21 protein-coding genes are annotated in these 18,482 nt (G+C 63.4%); 7 read left to right on the top strand and 14 right to left on the bottom strand.

The window, feature by feature from the left end; genetic code table 11:
- Window positions 1-70: 70 nt before the first annotated feature.
- Window positions 71-712, top strand: coding sequence for an FmdE family protein (locus BRA42_RS03320; protein ID WP_292405052.1), 642 nt, complete (start codon window positions 71-73; stop codon window positions 710-712).
- 99 nt (window positions 713-811) lie between these two features.
- On the opposite strand, the gene BRA42_RS03315 is transcribed toward BRA42_RS03320, so the two are convergent.
- The gene (locus BRA42_RS03315) at window positions 812-2,074 is read right to left on the bottom strand and encodes a DUF1015 domain-containing protein (protein ID WP_292405049.1); all 1,263 of its coding nucleotides are present in this window, start codon (window positions 2,072-2,074) and stop codon (window positions 812-814) included.
- 85 nt (window positions 2,075-2,159) lie between these two features.
- On the opposite strand from BRA42_RS03315, the gene rimI reads away from it, so the two are divergent.
- The gene (gene rimI, locus BRA42_RS03310) at window positions 2,160-2,624 is read left to right on the top strand and encodes a ribosomal protein S18-alanine N-acetyltransferase (RefSeq protein ID WP_342686091.1); all 465 of its coding nucleotides are present in this window, start codon (window positions 2,160-2,162) and stop codon (window positions 2,622-2,624) included.
- 10 nt (window positions 2,625-2,634) lie between these two features.
- Here rimI and hmgA read toward each other — a convergent pair whose 3' ends face one another.
- Window positions 2,635-3,843, bottom strand: a complete 1,209-nt coding sequence (gene hmgA, locus BRA42_RS03305) for a hydroxymethylglutaryl-CoA reductase (NADPH) (protein WP_292384180.1) — start codon at window positions 3,841-3,843, stop codon at window positions 2,635-2,637.
- A gap of 43 nt (window positions 3,844-3,886) precedes the next feature.
- On the opposite strand from hmgA, the gene BRA42_RS03300 reads away from it, so the two are divergent.
- Complete coding sequence (locus tag BRA42_RS03300) at window positions 3,887-4,825, top strand: class I SAM-dependent methyltransferase (RefSeq protein WP_292384182.1); 939 nt, start codon at window positions 3,887-3,889, stop codon at window positions 4,823-4,825.
- 277 nt (window positions 4,826-5,102) lie between these two features.
- Here BRA42_RS03300 and BRA42_RS03295 read toward each other — a convergent pair whose 3' ends face one another.
- The 4 genes from BRA42_RS03295 to BRA42_RS03280 are packed head-to-tail and all read right to left on the bottom strand — an operon-like array spanning window position 5,103 to window position 8,411.
- Entirely contained in the window at window positions 5,103-5,495 is a 393-nt protein-coding gene (locus BRA42_RS03295; RefSeq protein WP_292405047.1) for a Zn-ribbon domain-containing OB-fold protein, read from the bottom strand.
- A 2-nt stretch (window positions 5,496-5,497) separates the two neighbouring features.
- The gene (locus BRA42_RS03290; protein ID WP_292405044.1) at window positions 5,498-6,658 is read right to left on the bottom strand and encodes a thiolase domain-containing protein; all 1,161 of its coding nucleotides are present in this window, start codon (window positions 6,656-6,658) and stop codon (window positions 5,498-5,500) included.
- On the bottom strand, window positions 6,655-7,707 hold the full coding sequence (locus BRA42_RS03285) for a hydroxymethylglutaryl-CoA synthase (RefSeq protein WP_292405042.1): 1,053 nt from the start codon (window positions 7,705-7,707) through the stop codon (window positions 6,655-6,657). Before BRA42_RS03285 ends, BRA42_RS03290 begins: the two co-directional genes overlap by 4 nt.
- Window positions 7,701-8,411, bottom strand: a complete 711-nt coding sequence (locus tag BRA42_RS03280) for a helix-turn-helix domain-containing protein (protein ID WP_342770682.1) — start codon at window positions 8,409-8,411, stop codon at window positions 7,701-7,703. The genes BRA42_RS03285 and BRA42_RS03280 overlap by 7 nt, the downstream gene beginning before the upstream one ends.
- Window positions 8,412-8,533: 122 nt before the next feature.
- On the opposite strand from BRA42_RS03280, the gene BRA42_RS03275 reads away from it, so the two are divergent.
- The 3 genes from BRA42_RS03275 to BRA42_RS03265 all read left to right on the top strand — a co-directional run bounded on the left by BRA42_RS03275 (window position 8,534) and on the right by BRA42_RS03265 (window position 10,682).
- Window positions 8,534-9,202: a DUF120 domain-containing protein gene (locus tag BRA42_RS03275; protein ID WP_292405038.1), complete on the top strand. Its 669-nt coding sequence runs from the start codon at window positions 8,534-8,536 to the stop codon at window positions 9,200-9,202.
- Window positions 9,195-9,869: a 3,4-dihydroxy-2-butanone-4-phosphate synthase gene (gene ribB / locus BRA42_RS03270; RefSeq protein ID WP_292405037.1), complete on the top strand. Its 675-nt coding sequence runs from the start codon at window positions 9,195-9,197 to the stop codon at window positions 9,867-9,869. The genes BRA42_RS03275 and ribB overlap by 8 nt, the downstream gene beginning before the upstream one ends.
- 174 nt (window positions 9,870-10,043) lie before the next feature.
- Complete coding sequence (locus tag BRA42_RS03265; protein WP_292405035.1) at window positions 10,044-10,682, top strand: recombinase family protein; 639 nt, start codon at window positions 10,044-10,046, stop codon at window positions 10,680-10,682.
- A gap of 28 nt (window positions 10,683-10,710) precedes the next feature.
- On the opposite strand, the gene BRA42_RS03260 is transcribed toward BRA42_RS03265, so the two are convergent.
- The 4 genes from BRA42_RS03260 to BRA42_RS03245 all read right to left on the bottom strand — a co-directional run bounded on the left by BRA42_RS03260 (window position 10,711) and on the right by BRA42_RS03245 (window position 14,988).
- Entirely contained in the window at window positions 10,711-11,691 is a 981-nt protein-coding gene (locus tag BRA42_RS03260; RefSeq protein ID WP_292405033.1) for an arsenic resistance protein, read from the bottom strand.
- A 160-nt stretch (window positions 11,692-11,851) separates the two neighbouring features.
- Window positions 11,852-13,159, bottom strand: a complete 1,308-nt coding sequence (locus BRA42_RS03255; RefSeq protein WP_292405030.1) for an erythromycin esterase family protein — start codon at window positions 13,157-13,159, stop codon at window positions 11,852-11,854.
- Between the two features lie 39 nt (window positions 13,160-13,198).
- Complete coding sequence (locus BRA42_RS03250; protein ID WP_292405026.1) at window positions 13,199-13,765, bottom strand: RPA family protein; 567 nt, start codon at window positions 13,763-13,765, stop codon at window positions 13,199-13,201.
- A complete protein-coding gene (locus BRA42_RS03245) occupies window positions 13,762-14,988 on the bottom strand; it encodes a nucleotide-binding protein (RefSeq protein ID WP_292405023.1) in 1,227 nt (408 codons plus the stop codon). The genes BRA42_RS03250 and BRA42_RS03245 overlap by 4 nt, the downstream gene beginning before the upstream one ends.
- A 273-nt stretch (window positions 14,989-15,261) precedes the next feature.
- Here BRA42_RS03245 and BRA42_RS03240 point away from each other — a divergent pair, with 273 nt between their 5' ends.
- Complete coding sequence (locus tag BRA42_RS03240; RefSeq protein WP_292405021.1) at window positions 15,262-15,456, top strand: DUF1858 domain-containing protein; 195 nt, start codon at window positions 15,262-15,264, stop codon at window positions 15,454-15,456.
- 7 nt (window positions 15,457-15,463) lie between these two features.
- On the opposite strand, the gene BRA42_RS03235 is transcribed toward BRA42_RS03240, so the two are convergent.
- The 4 genes from BRA42_RS03235 to BRA42_RS03220 all read right to left on the bottom strand — a co-directional run bounded on the left by BRA42_RS03235 (window position 15,464) and on the right by BRA42_RS03220 (window position 18,404).
- Window positions 15,464-16,360: an adenosylcobinamide amidohydrolase gene (locus BRA42_RS03235; RefSeq protein ID WP_292405019.1), complete on the bottom strand. Its 897-nt coding sequence runs from the start codon at window positions 16,358-16,360 to the stop codon at window positions 15,464-15,466.
- Entirely contained in the window at window positions 16,357-16,719 is a 363-nt protein-coding gene (gene nrdD, locus BRA42_RS03230; protein WP_292405016.1) for an anaerobic ribonucleoside-triphosphate reductase, read from the bottom strand. Before nrdD ends, BRA42_RS03235 begins: the two co-directional genes overlap by 4 nt.
- Before the next feature lie 117 nt (window positions 16,720-16,836).
- Window positions 16,837-17,472 (bottom strand): orotidine-5'-phosphate decarboxylase, encoded by a 636-nt coding sequence (pyrF, locus tag BRA42_RS03225; protein ID WP_292405013.1) that lies wholly within the window; start codon window positions 17,470-17,472, stop codon window positions 16,837-16,839.
- On the bottom strand, window positions 17,469-18,404 hold the full coding sequence (locus BRA42_RS03220; protein WP_292405010.1) for a deoxyhypusine synthase: 936 nt from the start codon (window positions 18,402-18,404) through the stop codon (window positions 17,469-17,471). The genes pyrF and BRA42_RS03220 overlap by 4 nt, the downstream gene beginning before the upstream one ends.
- Window positions 18,405-18,482: the final 78 nt, after the last annotated feature.

Here is an 18,482-nt window from a genome sequence, read left to right as displayed (position 1 = left end):
GGAGAGGCGCGGCACGGCATCGTAACATATATTCGTCGGCAGATAACAATATTTCACGCAAGGTAGGATTATGTGTAATACTACGCCTCCCGGAGGTCCGGGGGAAGCACACAGCCGGTTCGCCGAAGCGGCCGCCTTTCACGGTCACGTCTGCCCCGGCCTTGCGCTGGGCTATCGAGCGGCCGAGATCGCCCTTGACCGGCTCCGTTCCGGCAGATCGGAGGACGAGGAGATTGTTACCATCGCCGAGACCGACGCCTGCGGCGTCGACGCCATCCAGGTCCTCACCGGCTGCACCGCAGGAAAGGGAAACCTCCTCTTCAAAGACTACGGCAAGCACGCCTTTACCTTCATCAACCGCCGGACCGGCGATGCAGTCCGCATCGCGGCAAACCCGTCGTTCGACACCGACTCGCTCGACCCTGATCTTGCGCCGCTCCGGGCGCGGGTGTTCCGGGGCGACGCCTCCGCCGCCGAGCAGGCCGAGTACCGCAAGCGGGTGGACCGGGTGGTCGAGGCCGTCCTGGACCTGCCCGCCGAACAACTCTTCACCGTCCGGGATGTCGACGTCAAGATCCCGGAGCGGGCCCGGATCTTTCGGTCGGTGCCGTGCGCAAAGTGCGGCGAGATGACCGCTGAATCCCGTGTCAGGGTCGAGGGCGGGAAGTTCGTCTGCTACGCCTGTTCGCAGGAGTACTCCCGGCGCTGGTGAGGGGATCACCCTCTCCCGTGCAATTGTTGCGATTGGAATCCCTCCCTGCACCACCCCGGATGCCGGAACAAAAAAGGTAAGGGCGGTGATCCGGGTTGCTCAATCGATTGTGTGGATGACAAGCCCCGAAAGGAGTTTCGGCTCGAACCAGGTGGATTTCGGCGGCATGATGCCGTTCGCATCGGCGATCGCAAGCACCGTCTCGACCCGCACCGGCTGCATCGCTATTGCGAGTGCGTACTTCCCGGAGTCGACGAGCCGTTCGAGTTCGGAGAGCGGTTTTGCCCCGCCCATGTAGTTGAGCCGGGGGTCGCCCCGGGGGTCGGCGATGCCGAGCATCCCTTCGAGGATCTTTTTCTGCAACACCGAGACGTTCAGGGACCCGATCAGGTCGGCGGGGTCGGCGACCGGCCGGGAGACCTCGTACCAGGTCCCCTGCAGGTAGAAGTGCATGACATGCACCGGCCCGTTCCCGGTCGCGAGCGGCGGGATCTGGTAGCCCGTATCGTCGACCTTCCCGTAGGGCCGGACGTCCCAGCCTGCCGCGAAGAGCGCGTCGATGAATCCCGGGAGGGTGTAGCCGCCGAGGTCCGCAACAAGCCGGCTGTAGCCGTGGATACGGACCCGGTCGTGGGCGAAGAGGACCACCATGAACTTCCCGGTCTCTTCGGTGAACCTTCCTGCTTTCCGTCGCCGTTCCGCCACGTTCACCGCCGATTTGGCCCGGTGGTGTCCGTCCGCGATGTAGACCTCCGGCACCGTCGCAAAGAGGTCTTCAAGGTGCGAAAGGGCCGCCCCGTCGGTGACCCGGTAGACCTCGTGAAGCGCGCCAGATCCGGTTACGGTGCTCCCGACGGGCCCCGTTCCGTCGATGAGAGAGTGGACGTAGGGGAAGATCTCGCCGGGGTCGCGGTAGAGCAGGAAGACAAGGCCGGTGTTGGCCCCGACCGCGTCGATGTGCCGGGTTCGGTCCTCCTCCTTGTCGTATCGGGTGAGTTCGTGCCGTCGGATCCGTCGGTTCTCATAGTCCTCCGTCGCCACACAGCAGACCAGCCCGACGAACTCCTCGTCGCCCTGGACGGCCCGGTAGACGTACATCCCGGGGTCCGGGTCGCGCTGCATAAGACCGTCTGCAAGCATGCCGTCGAAGACCTCCCGCGCCCGCCGGTAGACCCGGTCGTCGTGCGGGGGGAGGTCGGGGAGTTCGGCGTCTGGCCGGCTGACCCGCAGGAAACTCAGAGGGTTTTTCTCAATACATTCCCGGGCTTCATCCGCCGTCACCACATCGTACGGCACAGAAGGTATCTTTTCAGAGTACCGACGTTCAGGGCGAACCGCTGCGAACCGATAGATTTGAACCATGGAAACCGCCACTCGTATGTGGCTATTATTTTGTCTCCTGACATTATATTAGATAAGGCACTCCGCAAAGGAAAGGCCGGTAACTATGATGCCGCTTCAATTCACCATTCACCGGGCACAACCCGTCGATGTCCCGCAGATAGTTGCCGTCGAGAAAGCGGCGTTCGTCGACCCGTGGGATGAGAGGACGCTCCGTGAATCGCTCGCCTACTACCCCGAGACATTTTTTGTGGCCAAAAACAACGGCAACCTGGCGGGATTCGTTGCCGGGGGCGTTGAAGACACCGGAGAAGAGGTTTATGGGCATATTATGAACCTCGCGGTCGCTCCGGGATACCGGCGCCGGGGAGTCGGGTGGCAGCTCATCCGTCGCCTGGAACAGGAGTATGCCGTTTTAGGCGCGAGCGGTGTCCAGCTCGAGGTCCGGATCACCAATACCGGCGCTCAGGAGTTCTACCACCGCCTCGGCTACCAGGAGGTCTTCCAGATAGATTCCTACTACGCGAACGAGGAGGATGCCCTCGTCATGATGAAGTGGTTCCGGTTTTAGAAAGGGGATGTTATCCCCTGCCGAGGTCCTGGTGGGCCCTGGCAAGGTGCTGGGCCGCGAGGGCGCCGAGGAGGGAGAGTTCTCCGGCGAGCACCCCGGCGGCAACGATCTCGGCAAGCGCTTTCGCGTGGGTCCCCGGCGGGTCGCCGCCTCCGGCGACGCCGAGCATCGCGAGGCACTCGTGCTGGGTATCAATCCCGGTGCCGCCGCCGACCGTTCCCACCGGGAGCGAGGGGAGGGTGACCGAGACGTAGACGCCGCCGTCTACCCGGTCGGCGGTGGTGATCGCGGTGCTCCCCTCGACGACGTGGGCGGGGTCCTGTCCGCAGGCGATGAACATGGCGGCGACGACGTTCGCTGCGTGGGCGTTGAACCCGAACGAGGCCGCCCGCGCCGAGCCCACAAGGTTTTTGCGGTAGTTTGCCGCGACAAGGGTCTCAGAATCGGTCTTCAGGAGGTCGGCGACCATCTCGTCGGTCAGTCGCACGCCCGCGACCACGGTCTTTCCCCTGCCCCGGACCAGGTTGATCGCCGCCGGCTTCTTGTCGGTGCACATGTTCCCGGAAGTGGAGACGAGGCGGGCCCCGGTCTCCCGTTCGATGAGCTCGCCCACCTTCTGGCTTGCGATCGTCACCATGTTCATGCCCATGGCGTCCTTGGTGTCGAACTCGAGCCGGACGAAGACGCTCGTCCCCGCAACGTAGGAGACGGCTTCGAGAAACTCCCCGTGCTTCGTGGTGCTCTCCGCCGTCTCGCGGATTTCGGCGGTGTGTTCGTCCACCCAGGCGACCACTTCACGGGCGTGGACGACGTCGCGTGCGGCAAAAACCGGCGCCCGGGTCATCCCGTCGCGCATGATCCGCACGTCCGCACCCCCCGCCCGGGTGATCAGGGAGCACCCGCGGTTCACCGATGCCACGAGCGCTCCTTCGGTCGTCGCCAGGGGGAGGTAGTAGGACCCGCGGGCGTACTCCCCCTTCACTGGAAGCGGTCCCGCGACGCCGATCGGCACCTGCACCGCGCCGATCATGTTCTCGATATTGCGTTTCACCACCCGGTCGATCCCGATGGTAAACGACCCCACCGCGGGAAGGGCGGTGCCGGTCTCTTCCTCAATGAAGGTCCGCCGCACCCGGACCGCTTCCTCCGGGGGGAGTTCCTTTTCGAGCGCGTAGAGTTTGAGGGAGCCTTCTTTCAGCCTCCTCGTGTAATCATCCATGAATAGTATGAGGACTCATACCTAAAGATGGCTGGTGGTCGGCGTGCGAAAGGAACAGTGGTGCCTTGCGGTGGAGAAGAGGGAGGCTGAAGAGACACGGCACCGGCTGCTTGGCGAGGGGCTCCTTGACCGGCGCTGTAAGCCGCGCCCCGAGGGGGGCGCCGTCCTCTTTCCGGTCGTAAGAGAGGTCCCGGGCGCTCTCCGGTGCGAGTTTGAGGCTGTGCCGGAACAGGTCGTTCTCCCCCGCCACGAGCTCGTGGGCGGGATAGCCATCATGCAGGAGAACGACCCCGGGGGCGCCCGGCGGCTGCTCGCCGCCCGGCCGTCCCTCGCGACGGTGCTCTTCCCGGAGACCCCGGTCGAGGGGGAGTACCGCATCCGCCGGTTCGCCGTCCTTGCAGGGGTCCCGTCCACCCGCACCCGGGTGACCGAGTACGGTCTCCGCTTCGACGTGGACCTCGCCCACGCCTACTTCTCGGCCCGGCTCTCGACCGAACGGCAGCGGGTCCTTCGCGCGATGGAGGAGGGGGAGCGGGTGCTCGATATGTTCGCCGGCGTCGGGCCGTTTGCGATCACCCTGGCCCGCCGGGCCGCTTTCGTCGTCGCCGCGGACCTCAACCCCGCCGCTGTCCACCTGATGATCCATAACATCGCGCTCAACCGGGCGGAAAACGTCATCCCGATGCTCGCGGACGCCGGACACCTTCTCCGGCTCGATTTTTCCCCCTTCGACCGGATCGTCATGAACCTCCCCCTGGCCGCACCGCAGTTCCTCCTGACAGCCGCCCGGCTCTGCCGGGACGGCGGGACCATCCACCTTTACGCCCTGGAGGAGCGGGAAGGGGAGTACCTCCCCCTGATCCGTGCGGTCACCCGGGGAGAGGTCGTCGAACGCGTGGTCAGGACCTACTCGCCGGGGAAGTGGCACGCGGTGTACGATATTACTGTTGAGAAAGAAGGTTCGGGCGAGTCTTCGGTGTAGGTGGATTGGGCCGCGGCATGACTCACGCGAAGCCGCGAAGGGGACAGGTACCGGTCTTCGCGGCTCGCAACCTTTCGGTTCCATCCAGTTTTTTGATAAACCACCGCACCCTGCGGACAGTCGCACTTCGTGTGAGTTTTCAATGCAAGGGGCGCTAGAGCCTCATGCGAAGCGCGACTAGCCGGAAGGGTGGGTGCGGGCGTCAAAAAAAAGAGTATCGAGCGTGATCCCTTTTAGTCCGAAGCCCGAAAAAGCCCCGGAGACAAAAATTTGAATATTATTCCACCGGCACGAACTTCGTGCCGTAGTGGATGGTGCCGCTCTCGCCGTCCGCCGTCACCCGGCGGAAGACGCTTTTCACCCGCATCCCTATCTTCACGTCCTCGGGCGCGCAGACGACCTGGGTGGTGAGCCTCGGGCCCTCGTCGAGTTTAACGATAGCAAGGACGTAGGGGGTGGTATGCTCGAACTGATCGCTTGCCGACCGGATCACCGTGTAGGTGACGACCGTCCCCTCACCGTTGAACTTGTGGTCGACGATGTGGCCGCTCCTCCGGCAGTCGGGGCAGAGCGACCGGGGCGGGAAGAAGTAGCGCCCGCAGGTCGTGCACTGTGTCCCGACAAGGTTGTACCGCTGCGGGATCTTTCTCCAGAATCGTGAAACCGACATTTTTACGCCCCCAGGATGTGCACGACGACCGTCGCGCCGGTCCCGCCCACGTTGTGGGCCATACCGATCTCCGCGTCCACCTGCCGGCCCGTAGCCTCGCCGCGGAGCTGGGTGACGATCTCGCAGATCTGCTTGATCCCCGTCGCGCCGACAGGATGGCCGCAGGCCTTCAGGCCGCCGCTTGTGTTCACCGGGAGGTCCCCGTTGAGGGCCGTGACTCCCTCCTCGGTGAGCCTGCCCGCATCGCCCTTCTTGCAGAACCCGAGGTCCTCAATCGCACAGATCTCGGCGATGGTGAAGCAGTCGTGAACTTCGAGCATATCGATGTCCTTGTGGGTGAGGCCCGCCTGGGCAAACGCCCGCTTCCCTGCTGTGACGGTGGCGTCCAGGGTGGAGATGTCCCGCCGGTCGTGGAGCGCGATGGTGTCGCTCGCCTGGGCGCTTGCGAGCACCCGTACCGGTGAGTCGGTGAACTCATGGGCGCGCTCAAGCGGCACCACCACGACCGCCGCCGCCCCGTCGGTGATCGGCGAACAGTCGAAGAGCCGCAGGGGGTCGGCGACCAGCGAGGAGGAGAGGACCGTGTCGACCGTGATCCGGTTCCGGAACTGGGCAATCGGGTTCCTTGCACCGTTTTCGTGGTTCTTCACCGCGACCTCTGCAAGCTGCTCCCGGGTGAGCGGGTAGCGGTGCATGTAGTCGGTTGCGATCATCGCGTAGAGCCCGGGGAAGGTCGCTCCGGCGAACCCCTCCCACTCACGGTCCGCGGCGCTCGCAAGCATATCCACGCTCGCCCCGGTCCCGACATCGGTCATCTTCTCGACTCCCGCCGCGACCACGACGTCCTCCATGCCGCTTGCGACCGCAATCGCCGCCTGCCGGAAAGCAAGTCCGCCGGAGGCGCAGGCCGCCTCCACTCTGGTCGACGGGATGTTCTTGGTCGCGAGTCCGGCGTAATCCGCGATCAGGGCCCCGATGTGCTCCTGTTCGACGAACCTCCCGGCGCTCATGTTCCCCACATAGAGGGCGTCGATCATCTCGCCGGAGACCCCGGCATCCTCGAGCGCCAGCGTCCCCGCCTTGACGAAGAGGTCGCGGAACGAGGTGCTCCAGTGCTCCCCGAACTCCGTGCACCCGATTCCGATCACTGCTACATCTCTCATTTCTGCATCACGATCTTTCCCTTGTGTTTGGCATACAGTGCATAGTCGAGGTAGATCGGGTTCGCGAGCACCTGCTCCACGGTCGGCGCCGCCGCCCGGTTGAACTCCTCCGACTCGATGACATCGGTGACCGTGATGTCGAAGGCGTCGCTTCCGGCCCCGGACCCGAACGAGGTGACGAAGATCCGGTCGCCGGGTTTCGCCACGTCGAGCGTTGCCGCAAGCCCGATCATCGATGCTCCGGAGTAGGTATTACCGAGCCTCGGGACGACAAGCCCGGGCCGGATCTGCTCATTGGAGAAGCCGAGCATCTTTGCCGCCCGTTGCGGGAACTTCGCATTCGGCTGATGGAAGACGGCGTAGTCGTAGTCCTTCGGGCTCGTCCCCACCGTGTCGAGCATCAGCCGTGCGGCGCCCTGAACATGCTTGAAGTAGCCGGGGTCACCGGTGAACCGCCCGCCGTGGCGGGGGTAGTTCTGCCCTTCCCGACGCCAGAAATCGGGCGTGTCGGTGGTGTAGGAGCAGGTCCGGTTGATATCGGCGATGGTCTCCCCTTCGCCGATGACGAACGCAGCCCCGCCGGCCGCAGCCGTGTACTCGAGCGCGTCGCCGGGAGCCCCCTGAGCCACGTCCGCGCCGACGGCGATCCCGAACGGGATCATCCCGCTCTTGACAAGACCCATGCAGGTCTGGATGCCGGCCGTCCCCGCCTTGCACGCAAACTCGTAGTCGGCGGCGGTCATATTGGGGGTCGCCCCGATCGCCTCGCCGACCGTGCAGGCGGTGGGCTTGACCGCGTAGGGGTGCGATTCGCTCCCTACGTAGATAGCGCCGATAGACGCCGGGTCGACGGTCCTCCGCCGGAGAGCGGCGCGGGCCGCCTCGACGGCGATCGTTGTGGTATCCTCATCGAGATCGGGAACGGACTTCTCAAAGACCCCGAGACCCCGGGTGATGTCCTCTGCGTTGGCACCCCATATCCGGGCGATTTCCGGGACTTTAATCCGATATCGCGGGATATGGACGCCGTATGAATAGATGCCTACCATAACTTTCCTCGTAATGAACTGATGATCGTCTGGACGTCCATCTCGGTGCAGAGTACGGTGATCCGGTCGCGCTCCGCGAGACCCGGGACCAGCGGATGAACCGCTTCCGGGCTGATGCCCTGAAGCACCACACAGCGGGGTTTGAACGGCGTGACCCGGATCGCCACCATGGGCGACTTCCCGGTTGAGACTTCGGTGAAGATGAGGGCACGCTCCGTGCTCCAGCCGTAGATGCGGTTGAACTCGCTCGAAGAGAGCTGGAGGATCGCATGGAGACTGTTGACAACCGTATACCCATAAACGGTCTGGTCCATCGGACCGCAGAGCGTGGCGGCGCCGATGGCTTCGGCGAATTCCGCAAGACCCACGGGGGACGCATACTCATGAATGTCGTAGATGACGTCTTCGTCGAACTCACTGTACAGAATTTTAGCAAATTTGTTAATGTACCGACCGCCGTTGTCCTCGTCGATTGCGAGGATCGCGTCGACAATCTTGCCGACGATGGCGGTTCCCGGACTCTTTCTTCGTCCGCTTTCGTAGTCGCTGATAACAGAGGGCGAGACCTCAAGGCGCTCGGCAAGAAGTCCCTGCGGAATGTCGAAACTCTGCCGCCATTTCTTGAGAGCCTGACCCGGTGAGTCCGAAAGTGTGATCTCTCCTGCCATTTTCTCGGCAAGTTGATGCCGCACTCCGGATTTCATGCAAGTACTCTCAGCACCGCTACTTAAATAATTAGCGTATCCCACTTCGACATTTCACGAAGTCGGCCGTGCCTGAGATCGTTGCGTAACCCGTATATAGTATGCATCTCAATAATGGTACGATGGTTGAATCGGAAGACCTGCAGTCCTTAAAGACGATCGCCCTGCTCGGGGGGTGCCGGGGCCCGATCCGGCTCTCCTCACAGTCGCTCGGGAAGGAACTGGGTATCAGCCCCCAGACGGCTTCACGGCGGCTGATCGCGCTTGAGCGGCAGCAGTTTATCGTCCGGTCGATGAAACCCGACGGCCAGTATGTCGCGGTCTCCAGGGGGGGCGAGCAGGCGTTGAAGCGTGAGTATGCGGACTACGTCAGGATATTCAACCCGGAACAGCGGCGGTACGTCCTCGCCGGGACCGTGATCAGCGGGCTTGGCGAGGGGCGCTACTACATGAGCCTCCCCCATTACAAGGAGCGGTTCGGCGAGTATCTCGGGTTTGAACCCTTCCCCGGCACCCTGAATATCAGACTGGATACCGCGAGCATCGAGGTCCGCAAACACCTTGATCACGCGGGCTGGATCGAGGTTCCGGGGTTTACTGCCGACGAGCGGACGTTCGGCGGCGCCCGAGTGCTCCCCTGCCGTATCGGGGGTCAGAAATGCGCCATTGTCGAGCCTTCCCGGACCCATTACCCGGAGGATATCGTCGAGGTTATCGCCGGGTGCGAGCTTCGCAAGGTCTTGGACTTAAACGATAACGATATGATTGAGGTGGAGATTGCCCATGATTGATGCAGCTATAGAGGCCCTGGCGAAGGGCGAATTCATCCTGCTCTACGATTTTGACAACCGCGAGCGCGAGACCGACTTTGCAATCCGGTCTGATGCGGTTACGCCCGCTCACATCCGGCAGATGCGCAAAGACGGCGGCGGACTGATCTGCACGGCGGTGCATCCTGAGGCCGCAAAACGGCTCGGTCTGCCGTTTGCCCACGAGGTCCTCCGGGGCTGCAGCCTCGTCGAGAAGGACGGCGAGGTCCCCTACGATCCAAAGAACCACTCGTCGTTCTCGCTCTGGGTGAATCACCGGGATACCTATACCGGGATCACGGACCGCGACCGCGCCCTGACCGTCACCGCCGTGGCGGACGAGGTGAAGCAGTCGCTCAACGGCGGCGGGCACGATTTTGCCGCACATTTCCGGACGCCCGGCCACGTTGCTCTCCTCCGGGCTGCCGACCGGCTGCTCGACGAGCGGCACGGGCAGACCGAACTTTCGATCGCGCTTGCCGGTATGGCAAATATCACCCCGGCGGTCACGATCTGCGAGATGCTGGACGACAGGACGGGGCTTGCCCTCTCGAAGGAGGGCGCGATGGCCTACGCGCGGGAGCACGGGCTTGTCTTCGTCGAGGGGAGGGAGGTCTTGGACCGGTGGGAGTCGCGGCGACCGGCGTAACCGTGCTTTTTTTCGGGCCCCGCGCCCGATCCGACGAACCTCTTCGGAAGGACCTTTTTTTACATTCTCCGGCGAAGAGCAGATATTTGCACGGGGTCCTGTGCCGTGCCGTAAACCGGCGTCGTTCGTGCACCTTCAAAAATAATATATACGATTATACGGCACCATAAACGGATGAAAAAAGATGCTGTGGCATACCTGAATACAAGAAAGAAAGGAGATTTCGCAGCACAACAGGGTGAAGTCGAGAACTATTGTAAATATCGATTTCGTATTGTTGAAATCTTCCGCGACCACCGGGCGAACGCAACGCCTCCGGAGAAACGGAAGGGTTTTGCGGCGATGCTGGAATACTGCACCGTCAATAACTGCTCTGAGATCATCATTTATGATCTTGCCGATCTTGCCAAGGATATGGACAGCGGGCTTGCAGCCCTCAAAACGTTAAACGATCGCTGCACGGTTTACTGCGTGAACAACGATTTCTTCGGGCACCGGGACGACCCGGAACTCCGGAGGGAGGCCGTCGGCAACTTCATCGCATACATGGACCGGTACCGGGAGAGTACCCGGAAGGCGGCACCCCCAGCCTCGAAGAAGACAAAGAGAGGGGACGGGAGGCCTATCGGGAGGCCGAGGGCGCTCAACGAGGGTCAGGTCGAGGCTCTTCTCACGATACGGCAGGCAGGAACGAGCATCAGCCAGATCTGCAGGATGTTCGACATCAGCAGGAGTACGGTCAGCAAGATCCTCGCCGACTACCCCGAACTGAAGGGGGAATGGAAGGGAGCGCGGCAGGAACCGGCGGAGTAAACCGGTATCCTCCGGGTAAGACTGCAGGTTAAATCGCGGTTACGGAGTTGCGGTTTCCCAGCCGTGGGATCAGCCGAATGTAGACCAGTTCGCCCGTCAGTTCGACGAGCGTCTGTGTGACGATGATCGCCGGCAGAACCGGGCCCGCTCCCGGCACGGCAAAAGCAAGCGGCAGTACGACAAGCGAGTTTCGCGTGGCCGCACTGAATGCGACGGCCCGTCCCGTAGGCGCGTCGAGCCGAAACAGGCGTGCAACGGACCACCCGATCAGCGGGGCGAGTACGGCAAAGGCTAGGTAGATCGGCACGACGCATAGGGCCGTCTGCTTCGCCGGCCCGAGCTGCGGCACCACAGCCGAGACGACGACGAAGAGCACAAGCGCGGTTGCCGGCACCGGAAGCAATCCGAACGCCGTCGACACCCGCTCGCCGGTTCGGCTCCGCGCCGTCCACAACTGTACCAAGGCGGCGAAGAGAAGCGGGACGGCGATCACCCATACGAATGCCTGAACGAACGGCCCGGCCTGAACAAGACCGGCTGCGTCGGTCCCGAGGAAGGCGCCGAGGTAGACCGGCAGGAGCAGCATCTGCGTAATGAGGAGGGCTGGAGTTGCCGCGAGCAGAAGGCGGGCGTCGGCACGGCCGAGATGGGAGAAGGTCACGACGTAGTCGATGCAGGGTGCAAGCAGAACCAGGAGCACGCCGAACCGCACCGATGGGTCGTCGGGCAGGAACTGCACGAGCGCCGTCACAAGAAGCGGAATGGCGATGAAGTTCGCGGTGAGTAGGGCCGCTATGAAACGGACGTGTACTACGGCTTTCCCGAGATCGGCGAGGGGGACCTGCAGGAAGGTCGAAAAGAGCATCAGTGCGAGCGCCGGATTGATGCCGGTCCTGACGGCGGCGATCTCGGGCGCCAGCAAAGCCGCGACCCCGGCCGTCAGAACGGCGCCGAAGTAGATCCCGACCTGCCGGGTTTCCAGTGCTTCTTTGATGCTTTCGGCGCTCATGCGTTCTCCTGACTCCTCTCTCGAACGAGCCCCTCGTCCGTAACAACCCTCTCGTCGGGACCGAAGTTTCGCCTGCAGGCGTATCCTGCGAGATCGGCGAACAACTTCTTCCCGATTGGCACAGTGCCGCCCGGGGCGAACGCCCCTGTTGTCCGGCGTCTCACTGCTGCAGCGGCGGCCCGCCGCGGGCGTATCCCGTTGCGTCCAGGACCGCCAGCCAGTCGAAGTCGGTGAGGCTCCGGGGGGTGAGCGGGAAGTAGCCCGGGTTCTTCGTACTACCCCGACGGGTCGGGAGAGTTGCGGTTGCCGAACCGGACAGCCGTTCTCCTCTGTGCGTCGGGATGAGCCGCACCGGACCCGGGCCGGCGGTGAGGAGGGCCTCGAGGGTGCCGGGTTCCGGCCGGCCGATGCCGTTTTCGTCCGAAACGCCTACCGCCGACCCGACGACGGCGTAGCGCGGGCCGAAGATCGCGTCAAGGTGCGCTCCCGCCGGATGCCATTCGTAGAGGTCGGTGCCGAACCGCCATTCCATCTTTCCGCGCTGAAGATGGCTGTTGTGTGCGAAAGCGAAGACCCTTCCTCCCCGGTCGCGCTCGCGGGCGACCATGTACGCCAGGTTGTCCGCCATCGCCGCGTCGCGCATCCCGAGAAGCCGGGAGACCCGGTCGCCCGGATTTCGCGCGAGTGCGGCGTGGTAGTTCAGGAGCTGGCGCGCGGCCGCTGCATACTGCATCGCTTCCCGGTAGCGGTCGTTGCCGGAGAGCACCCTCAGTTCGGGGCGGCGGGCGTGCAGTTCCGCAATGAGGTCTTCGGTCTCGACCCGGAGCGCGGTTGCGGCCGGGGATTGGCCGACCGACTTCGTCGGGTCGAAGACCGTCGCGGGGTCCTCCCAGTCGGCGTCATCCCCGAGGAGCGCCTCGATCCGCTCGCGATACGCCGCGCCTGCGGCACTGTCGACCGAGGAGAGGTAGTCGAGAACGAACTGCAGGAGCCGGCGCGGGCTGTCGCTGCTGCCGAATTCGGTCGGCGTATCGAAGCCGTAGATCCGGAGTTTGATGCGGTGGGCCGGATCGGCGTTGTATTCCCGCATCCACTCCACGAGTTCACGGTTCGCGTCGAGCCGGCCGAAGCCGTGGCTGAACCCGGCATCCTGCACGGCAGCGTACGAGGCCGGGCCCCGGCCGGCCACGTACCCGTCCACCAGGCACCCCCGGGGGAAACTGCTCTCGATGGCGATGGCGGAATAACCGTGCGCCGTAGCAAGGCGCTCGAAGAGCCGGTTGCGGAGGATGAGGCCCTCCTCACCGCCGTGGAGCGCCTCTCCAAGACCGAGCAGTTCCACGGAGTCGCCGAGCGCGGCCGTCATTGAGTCGACGGCGTTGTTTAAGGCTTTGGGCGAGTCGAGAGAGAACGGGATTGCTTCGCGGGCGATCCAGTCGTTGAGGGCCCGGTATGGGCGATCGGGCATGGGGCCTCCTGGTCTAATATTATGGTCGGCGTCGCGGTCCTACAACTGCACCTGGGCGAGTGCGTCGTAGATGATCTTTCGGTAGATATCCGGCTGCGTCCCGTACTCCTCCTGGGCCTTCCGGGAGTCGTCGGTGGTGCCGAACGCATCGAGCCTGTCCAGGGTCTCGCGGGCGGTGTCCAGAACCCAGAGGTCGCGGGTCTCGCGGTCCACGACCGAGATCGACTCCACCCGGACCGAGACCAGGCAGGTTCCGTCCGGGGTCGTGTAGAGGTTCGGTTTCCCGACGACGGCGACGAACGCCGGCGGCTCGATCCGGGCAAGCTGCTGCATCGCTTCGGGCTGGTAGGACCCCGCCATGATGAAGAAGGTGCCCGTCGGGTCGACCACCCGGCCGCGGTAGAAGATGTTCTGGTCGCCCTGCCGCTGCTTCTCCGTGAGGGTCCCCACGATGAAGATGCGGTTGCTCCGGATGCCGCTCGGGAGGATGACGTAGGTCGGGCTCTTCTCGTCGTCGCCGTCCTTGAATTGGTAGCGGGTCTCCCGGAGTTCGGATGCAAAGACCCTGCGTGCCGGTTCGCGCTCGAACGCGACCTGGGGCTTCATGCCGGCTCACCTCCGGCACGGTTCAGCAGTGCAGCCAGTTCCTCGGGCTTGAACGTGACCGGAGTACAGGAGTTGACGAGCAGCCTGCCGCCGAACTCGCTCCCGCTGCAGGTATAGTAGCGCCCGAGCACCGCGTCCCTGATGCGGTAGAAGGTCTCGTCCATGCCGAGCGGGTTCGACTCCGCGATCCCGACGGCCTCATCGAGGGTGAGCCCCGTGAGTTTTTCGACGAGGTCGCGCTGTATCAGGATGTTATGGGCGCGCATCCCGTCGTCCAGGACCGCTTTCAGGCGGAGGTCGTAGCGGAACTCCGGCTGGATCTCGTGCACCGGACAGTAGTTCTGTCGGGAGAGCGTCCGGTTGCACCCCTCGACGGGGCAGCGCTTGATCAGGCCCGAGCCGGGAGCGACGTGAACGAGAGCGCCCTGGATCTCGGTCTCGTTCCGCCCGACCTCGATATCCCCTTCGTCCGAGATGTACATCGCGGTGTTCAGGGAGAGGGAGAGCCTGCCGTTGTACTCGTCGACGGTGGCGTAGTAGATGTTGTAGACAGCATTGAGGTCCAGTTTATCTTTGCCCTCTTCTTTCCATATGACGAACTTGATGGTGCCCGTCTCGTCGCCGAGGAGCCCCGTCTGGAGCATCCGGTCGTGGGTCACTTCCCAGTCCTGGACGACCTTGGCCCGCACGCTCCCGACACCGGGTTTCAGCTCGGTGATCGGCGTGATCGAGGGGAGGAGCGGTATATCCTTCTCCATCCGGGAGATCGTGGTGCCCGAGTGGATCTTCAGGTTCGGTGCGCCTTTGTACTCGTCGACGACCGCGGACTCGATCCGGTACCATTGGCCGTACTCCATCGCGGGAGCGTTCGCCCGGGTCCAGGTGACAAAGCGTATGGCGCCGCTCGAGTCGGCAATGATCCCCGTCTGAGCGATCGAGGGCGAGAGCGCCGGGGTCAGGGCAACGACTTTTCCCTCGATCGTCACCCAGTCGCCGGGAATGATCTCGCTTATCGGGCGGAGATCCGTGGAGGCGGCTCCGACGCCGGTGAGGTTATATTCGCGGGCGAGGTCCGCGGTTACCGTTCGTTCGGCCTCTTCGATATTGACGCCGAATTCTTCAACGAGGCGGTGAAGGCGCGATTCGATCTTCTGTCGATCGGGCTGCGCGCCTTTTGCTTCGAGTTTCCGGGAGATTCTCTCTGTTACCTCGGATAGGTGCATTTTACATCTCCAGTCTGTACTGACGACTCATCAGAAATTAAAGATGCCGTGCGCGGTGTGAAAATGAACCGCGAGCCATCGTATAAAAGCCCGGCGGTGCAGCCGATCGGCAAAGGGCACGGCATCAGCGGTTCGTATCTGCAGTCTCCATGGGGCCGTCCGCCGTCTGCAGGGACAGCCGGATGACACTGTTTTACGGGTCCGCAACCGAATCGGAGCGTCTCCGTACCTCATCCTTGATGTATAAATAGGGGCAGGTACAACATCAGCTGTATGGCATTGAATGCGGACACTACAATCGCGGACCTCCTCCGGGAGAAACCCGAATCGGCACAGGTACTCTTCCGGTTCGGAATGGGTTGCCTTGGCTGCGCCATCGCGAACAACGAGACGATCCGGGAAGCCGCCCAGGCGCATGGCGTCCCGCTCGAAGAGATGCTCTCCGCCCTCGGCATCGCCGAGGCGTAAACCCGGGTTATAACCTATCCCGAAGGCGCTTGAGCTCGGCAAGAGTGGCCTCGGGATTTCTTTTAATGTAATCCGCGATCCCGGGGACGTGCAGGAGTGTACAGCCGGTGCACGCCCAGATCTTGCCGCCGCTCGAACTCTCGACCCACTCTCCGAGTTCCTCATCGGCGCAGGGGTAGCAGGGGCAGTAGCAGTAGTCGCACCGCTGTCCCGGAAAATGACAGGGGTAGTAAGGGCAGCCCTCCTTCCGCCATTCCACCCAGTGCTCCCCGCCGTAACGGCTGTAGATGAAGAACGACGGCTCGCTCCGCCGGACCTCCCCCTGCCACCGCGCGAGGGCCTCCGGGACGCCGTGCAGGACGGCCGCGTGGACCCGTCTGCCGACCTCGGTCAGCGTCCCGGCGGAGGTGTGCACCGAACGCTGTCCTGAGGGAACGGCGTCGCGCTCGCAGGCGACGGCGACAGCATCCGTCGTGGCGTCAACATCGTAGCCGAGATCGTGGAGCGCCTGGGCCTTCGCCCCGGTCGCGGTGATGATCGCCTCGAGGAGCGCCGCATCGCTCATCCCCTCCCGGCTGTGGACGATGATGTTGATGGTGTGCGGAGCGGCGGACGCGGCCGTCGGGTTCGTTATCCCGGCGGTGATGAAGACCGTGATGAAGTCGTACTGGAGCACGCAGAGATGCCGCATGCTAACGGCGGTCATGAGTCCGAAAAACTCACGGAAGAGACCGTGCCTGGCGGCGACGAGGTAGAGATGGCGTACCGGGTCGCCCTCGAAATCGTGCGGTACGGTGTGGCTTAACATCGTCGTGACGTCGGCGATGCCGCCGTTGACGCCGGTGCTCGCCGCCCGTAACCGGCCGCGAAGAAAAAGAGTTCCGTCCCGGACAAAGTATCTCATACGATGGAATAGCGGACCCGGTCTTTCAATTCCTGCTGCTTGCCTGCATTCCAGCCCGCGACGTCTTGGAGGTATCCGGTGACCCTGCTGATCTGCACGACGTCGTGACTCCCGCACTCCGGACAGATGGCATGGCCGCAGAGCGGGCAGTACTCGATTTTCTCGACGATGGAGTGGTGACAGTCGCAATGGTCGAGCGGGCACATGATCTCGAGCGAGGTCTCGCCGCAGTTAGGGCAGGGGGTCTCGTCCACGACGCAGTGGCAGGTGTGACACTTGTACCGCCGCTTTTCTTTGGGTATTTCGTCGAGGCTGTGGTACTTCGCTGCCAGTTCCAGCTGTTCAGGGCTCCAGTTCATGATACCAGTATCTGCAGGGAAATATATTAACCCTTAGAAATGGGTGAGCCGCATCCGCCTCAGATCACTCATAGGGCTCGTCATCTCCCTTGCGCGGGGATCGGAACGGAGAACTCATCACCGGCGGATGCGGGAGAGAAGTTTGGCTTCGGCCGCGGGGTCTTCCGCCTCGTAGATGCTCCTCCCTACGATAACCCCGTCGACGAGCCCGGCCACCGTATCGATGTCGCCGCCCTGGGTTCCCACGCCCGGGGAATAGATCGTCCTCCTGCCGACGATCTCGCGGAGCCGGCCGATCCGGTCCGGGCGGGTGGCGGGAGCGATGATCCCGTCGGCCCGGCAGTTGACGGCGAGCGTTGCGATTCGCTCGGCCACACCGCCGTGGAAGAACTCGACCGCCCCGGGATGGCTCATCTCGGCGACGACGTAAACGGCCCCGCCCCGGTCGTGCGCCACCTCGACGCAGGTCCGCACGGCGTCGGGTCCCACGAACCCGTGTGCGATCACGGCGTCAAACCCTGCGGAGAAGACCGCGTCGCAGATGAGGCGGTTGGTGTTCGGGATATCCGCAACCTTGAAGTCGGCGATGAGCGGCAGCCCGAGGCCGGCAAGGTCCTGTACGATCCCGAGGCCGGCCGAGAGGACGAGCGGGTAGCCGACCTTGACCGCGTCGATATACGGTGCACAGGACTCCGCAATGCTCGCCGCCTGCCGGCGGTCGCAGAGATCGAGAGAGAGGATGAGTTCGGTCACCCTTCCAGCCTCTCAAGGGTTGCGGCCACGAGGAGCGGCAGGTTGATGGTCGCATCGCCGTAGACCGTCACGGCGGTGGCTTCTCCGGTGAGTTTGCCCCACGACCGGGCTTCTTCGAGCGTCGCGCCCGAGAGGCCGCCGAGGTCCGGCCGGTCGCCGGTGAGCTGCACCGCATAGTCGAACCCGCTCTCGGTCATCAGTTTGCTCTGCAGGATGTAGTTCTTCGGGACACCGCCGCCGACGAGGAGGGCCCCGGCCCGCTTTGCCTCGAAGCACCGGTCGAGGAGCCCGTGCATGTCGTCGAACGCGCTGACCGTGACCTTATGCGTCTGGGAAAAGAGCCAGTACTGCAGCCCGATCATGGAGTCCTGGATGGCGGGACAGTAGACCGGCACCCCGGCCTTTGCCGCCGCCGCAAGGATCCCGGTCTCAAGCCGGCCGCCGATCTGGTTAAGGAGACCGGAGATCGAGACCGTCGAGCCCTCCGGGATGGACGAATAGGTCTCCTGCATGAACTCTTCGAATCTGATGAACGCCTCGTTCGGAAGGAATATGTCGTAGATCCGGTTGACTCCCTCCTCACAGAGTTCGGTATCTGAGACCTGCGCGGTCCCGTGGTAGTGGTGGCAGCCTATCGCTTCGATGACATCATGGGTGAGGTTTGCGCCCGTCGAGACGAGGATGTCGATGTGCCCCCGGCGAATGAGGTCGGCGACGATGCCTCCCATGCCGCCGGGCACCATGGCCCCCGAGAGGCCGAAGAACTTCAGGGCCTGCTCGTCGCGGAGCATCCGCTCGTAAATGTTGACCGCCTGCCACAGCGATCCTCCGTTGTAGGCTCCGGCTTTCCCGAGTTCGTCGACGAGTTCGCCGACCGTCATCCCGGGGCGCACCTGTGCCTGTTTTACTGCATCCCCATATTTGAAGGTCATGATTGTGTTACACCAGTTCTTGGGAGAACGTTGGTATTCATGCACGATAATAGATCGTCTTTTTCATATAGGTCCTCT

The organism is Methanoculleus sp. UBA374, assembly GCA_002508705.1.
Classification (GTDB): Archaea; Halobacteriota; Methanomicrobia; order Methanomicrobiales; family Methanoculleaceae; genus Methanoculleus; species Methanoculleus palmolei.
This window is presented reverse-complemented; position numbering and strand designations above follow the sequence as displayed.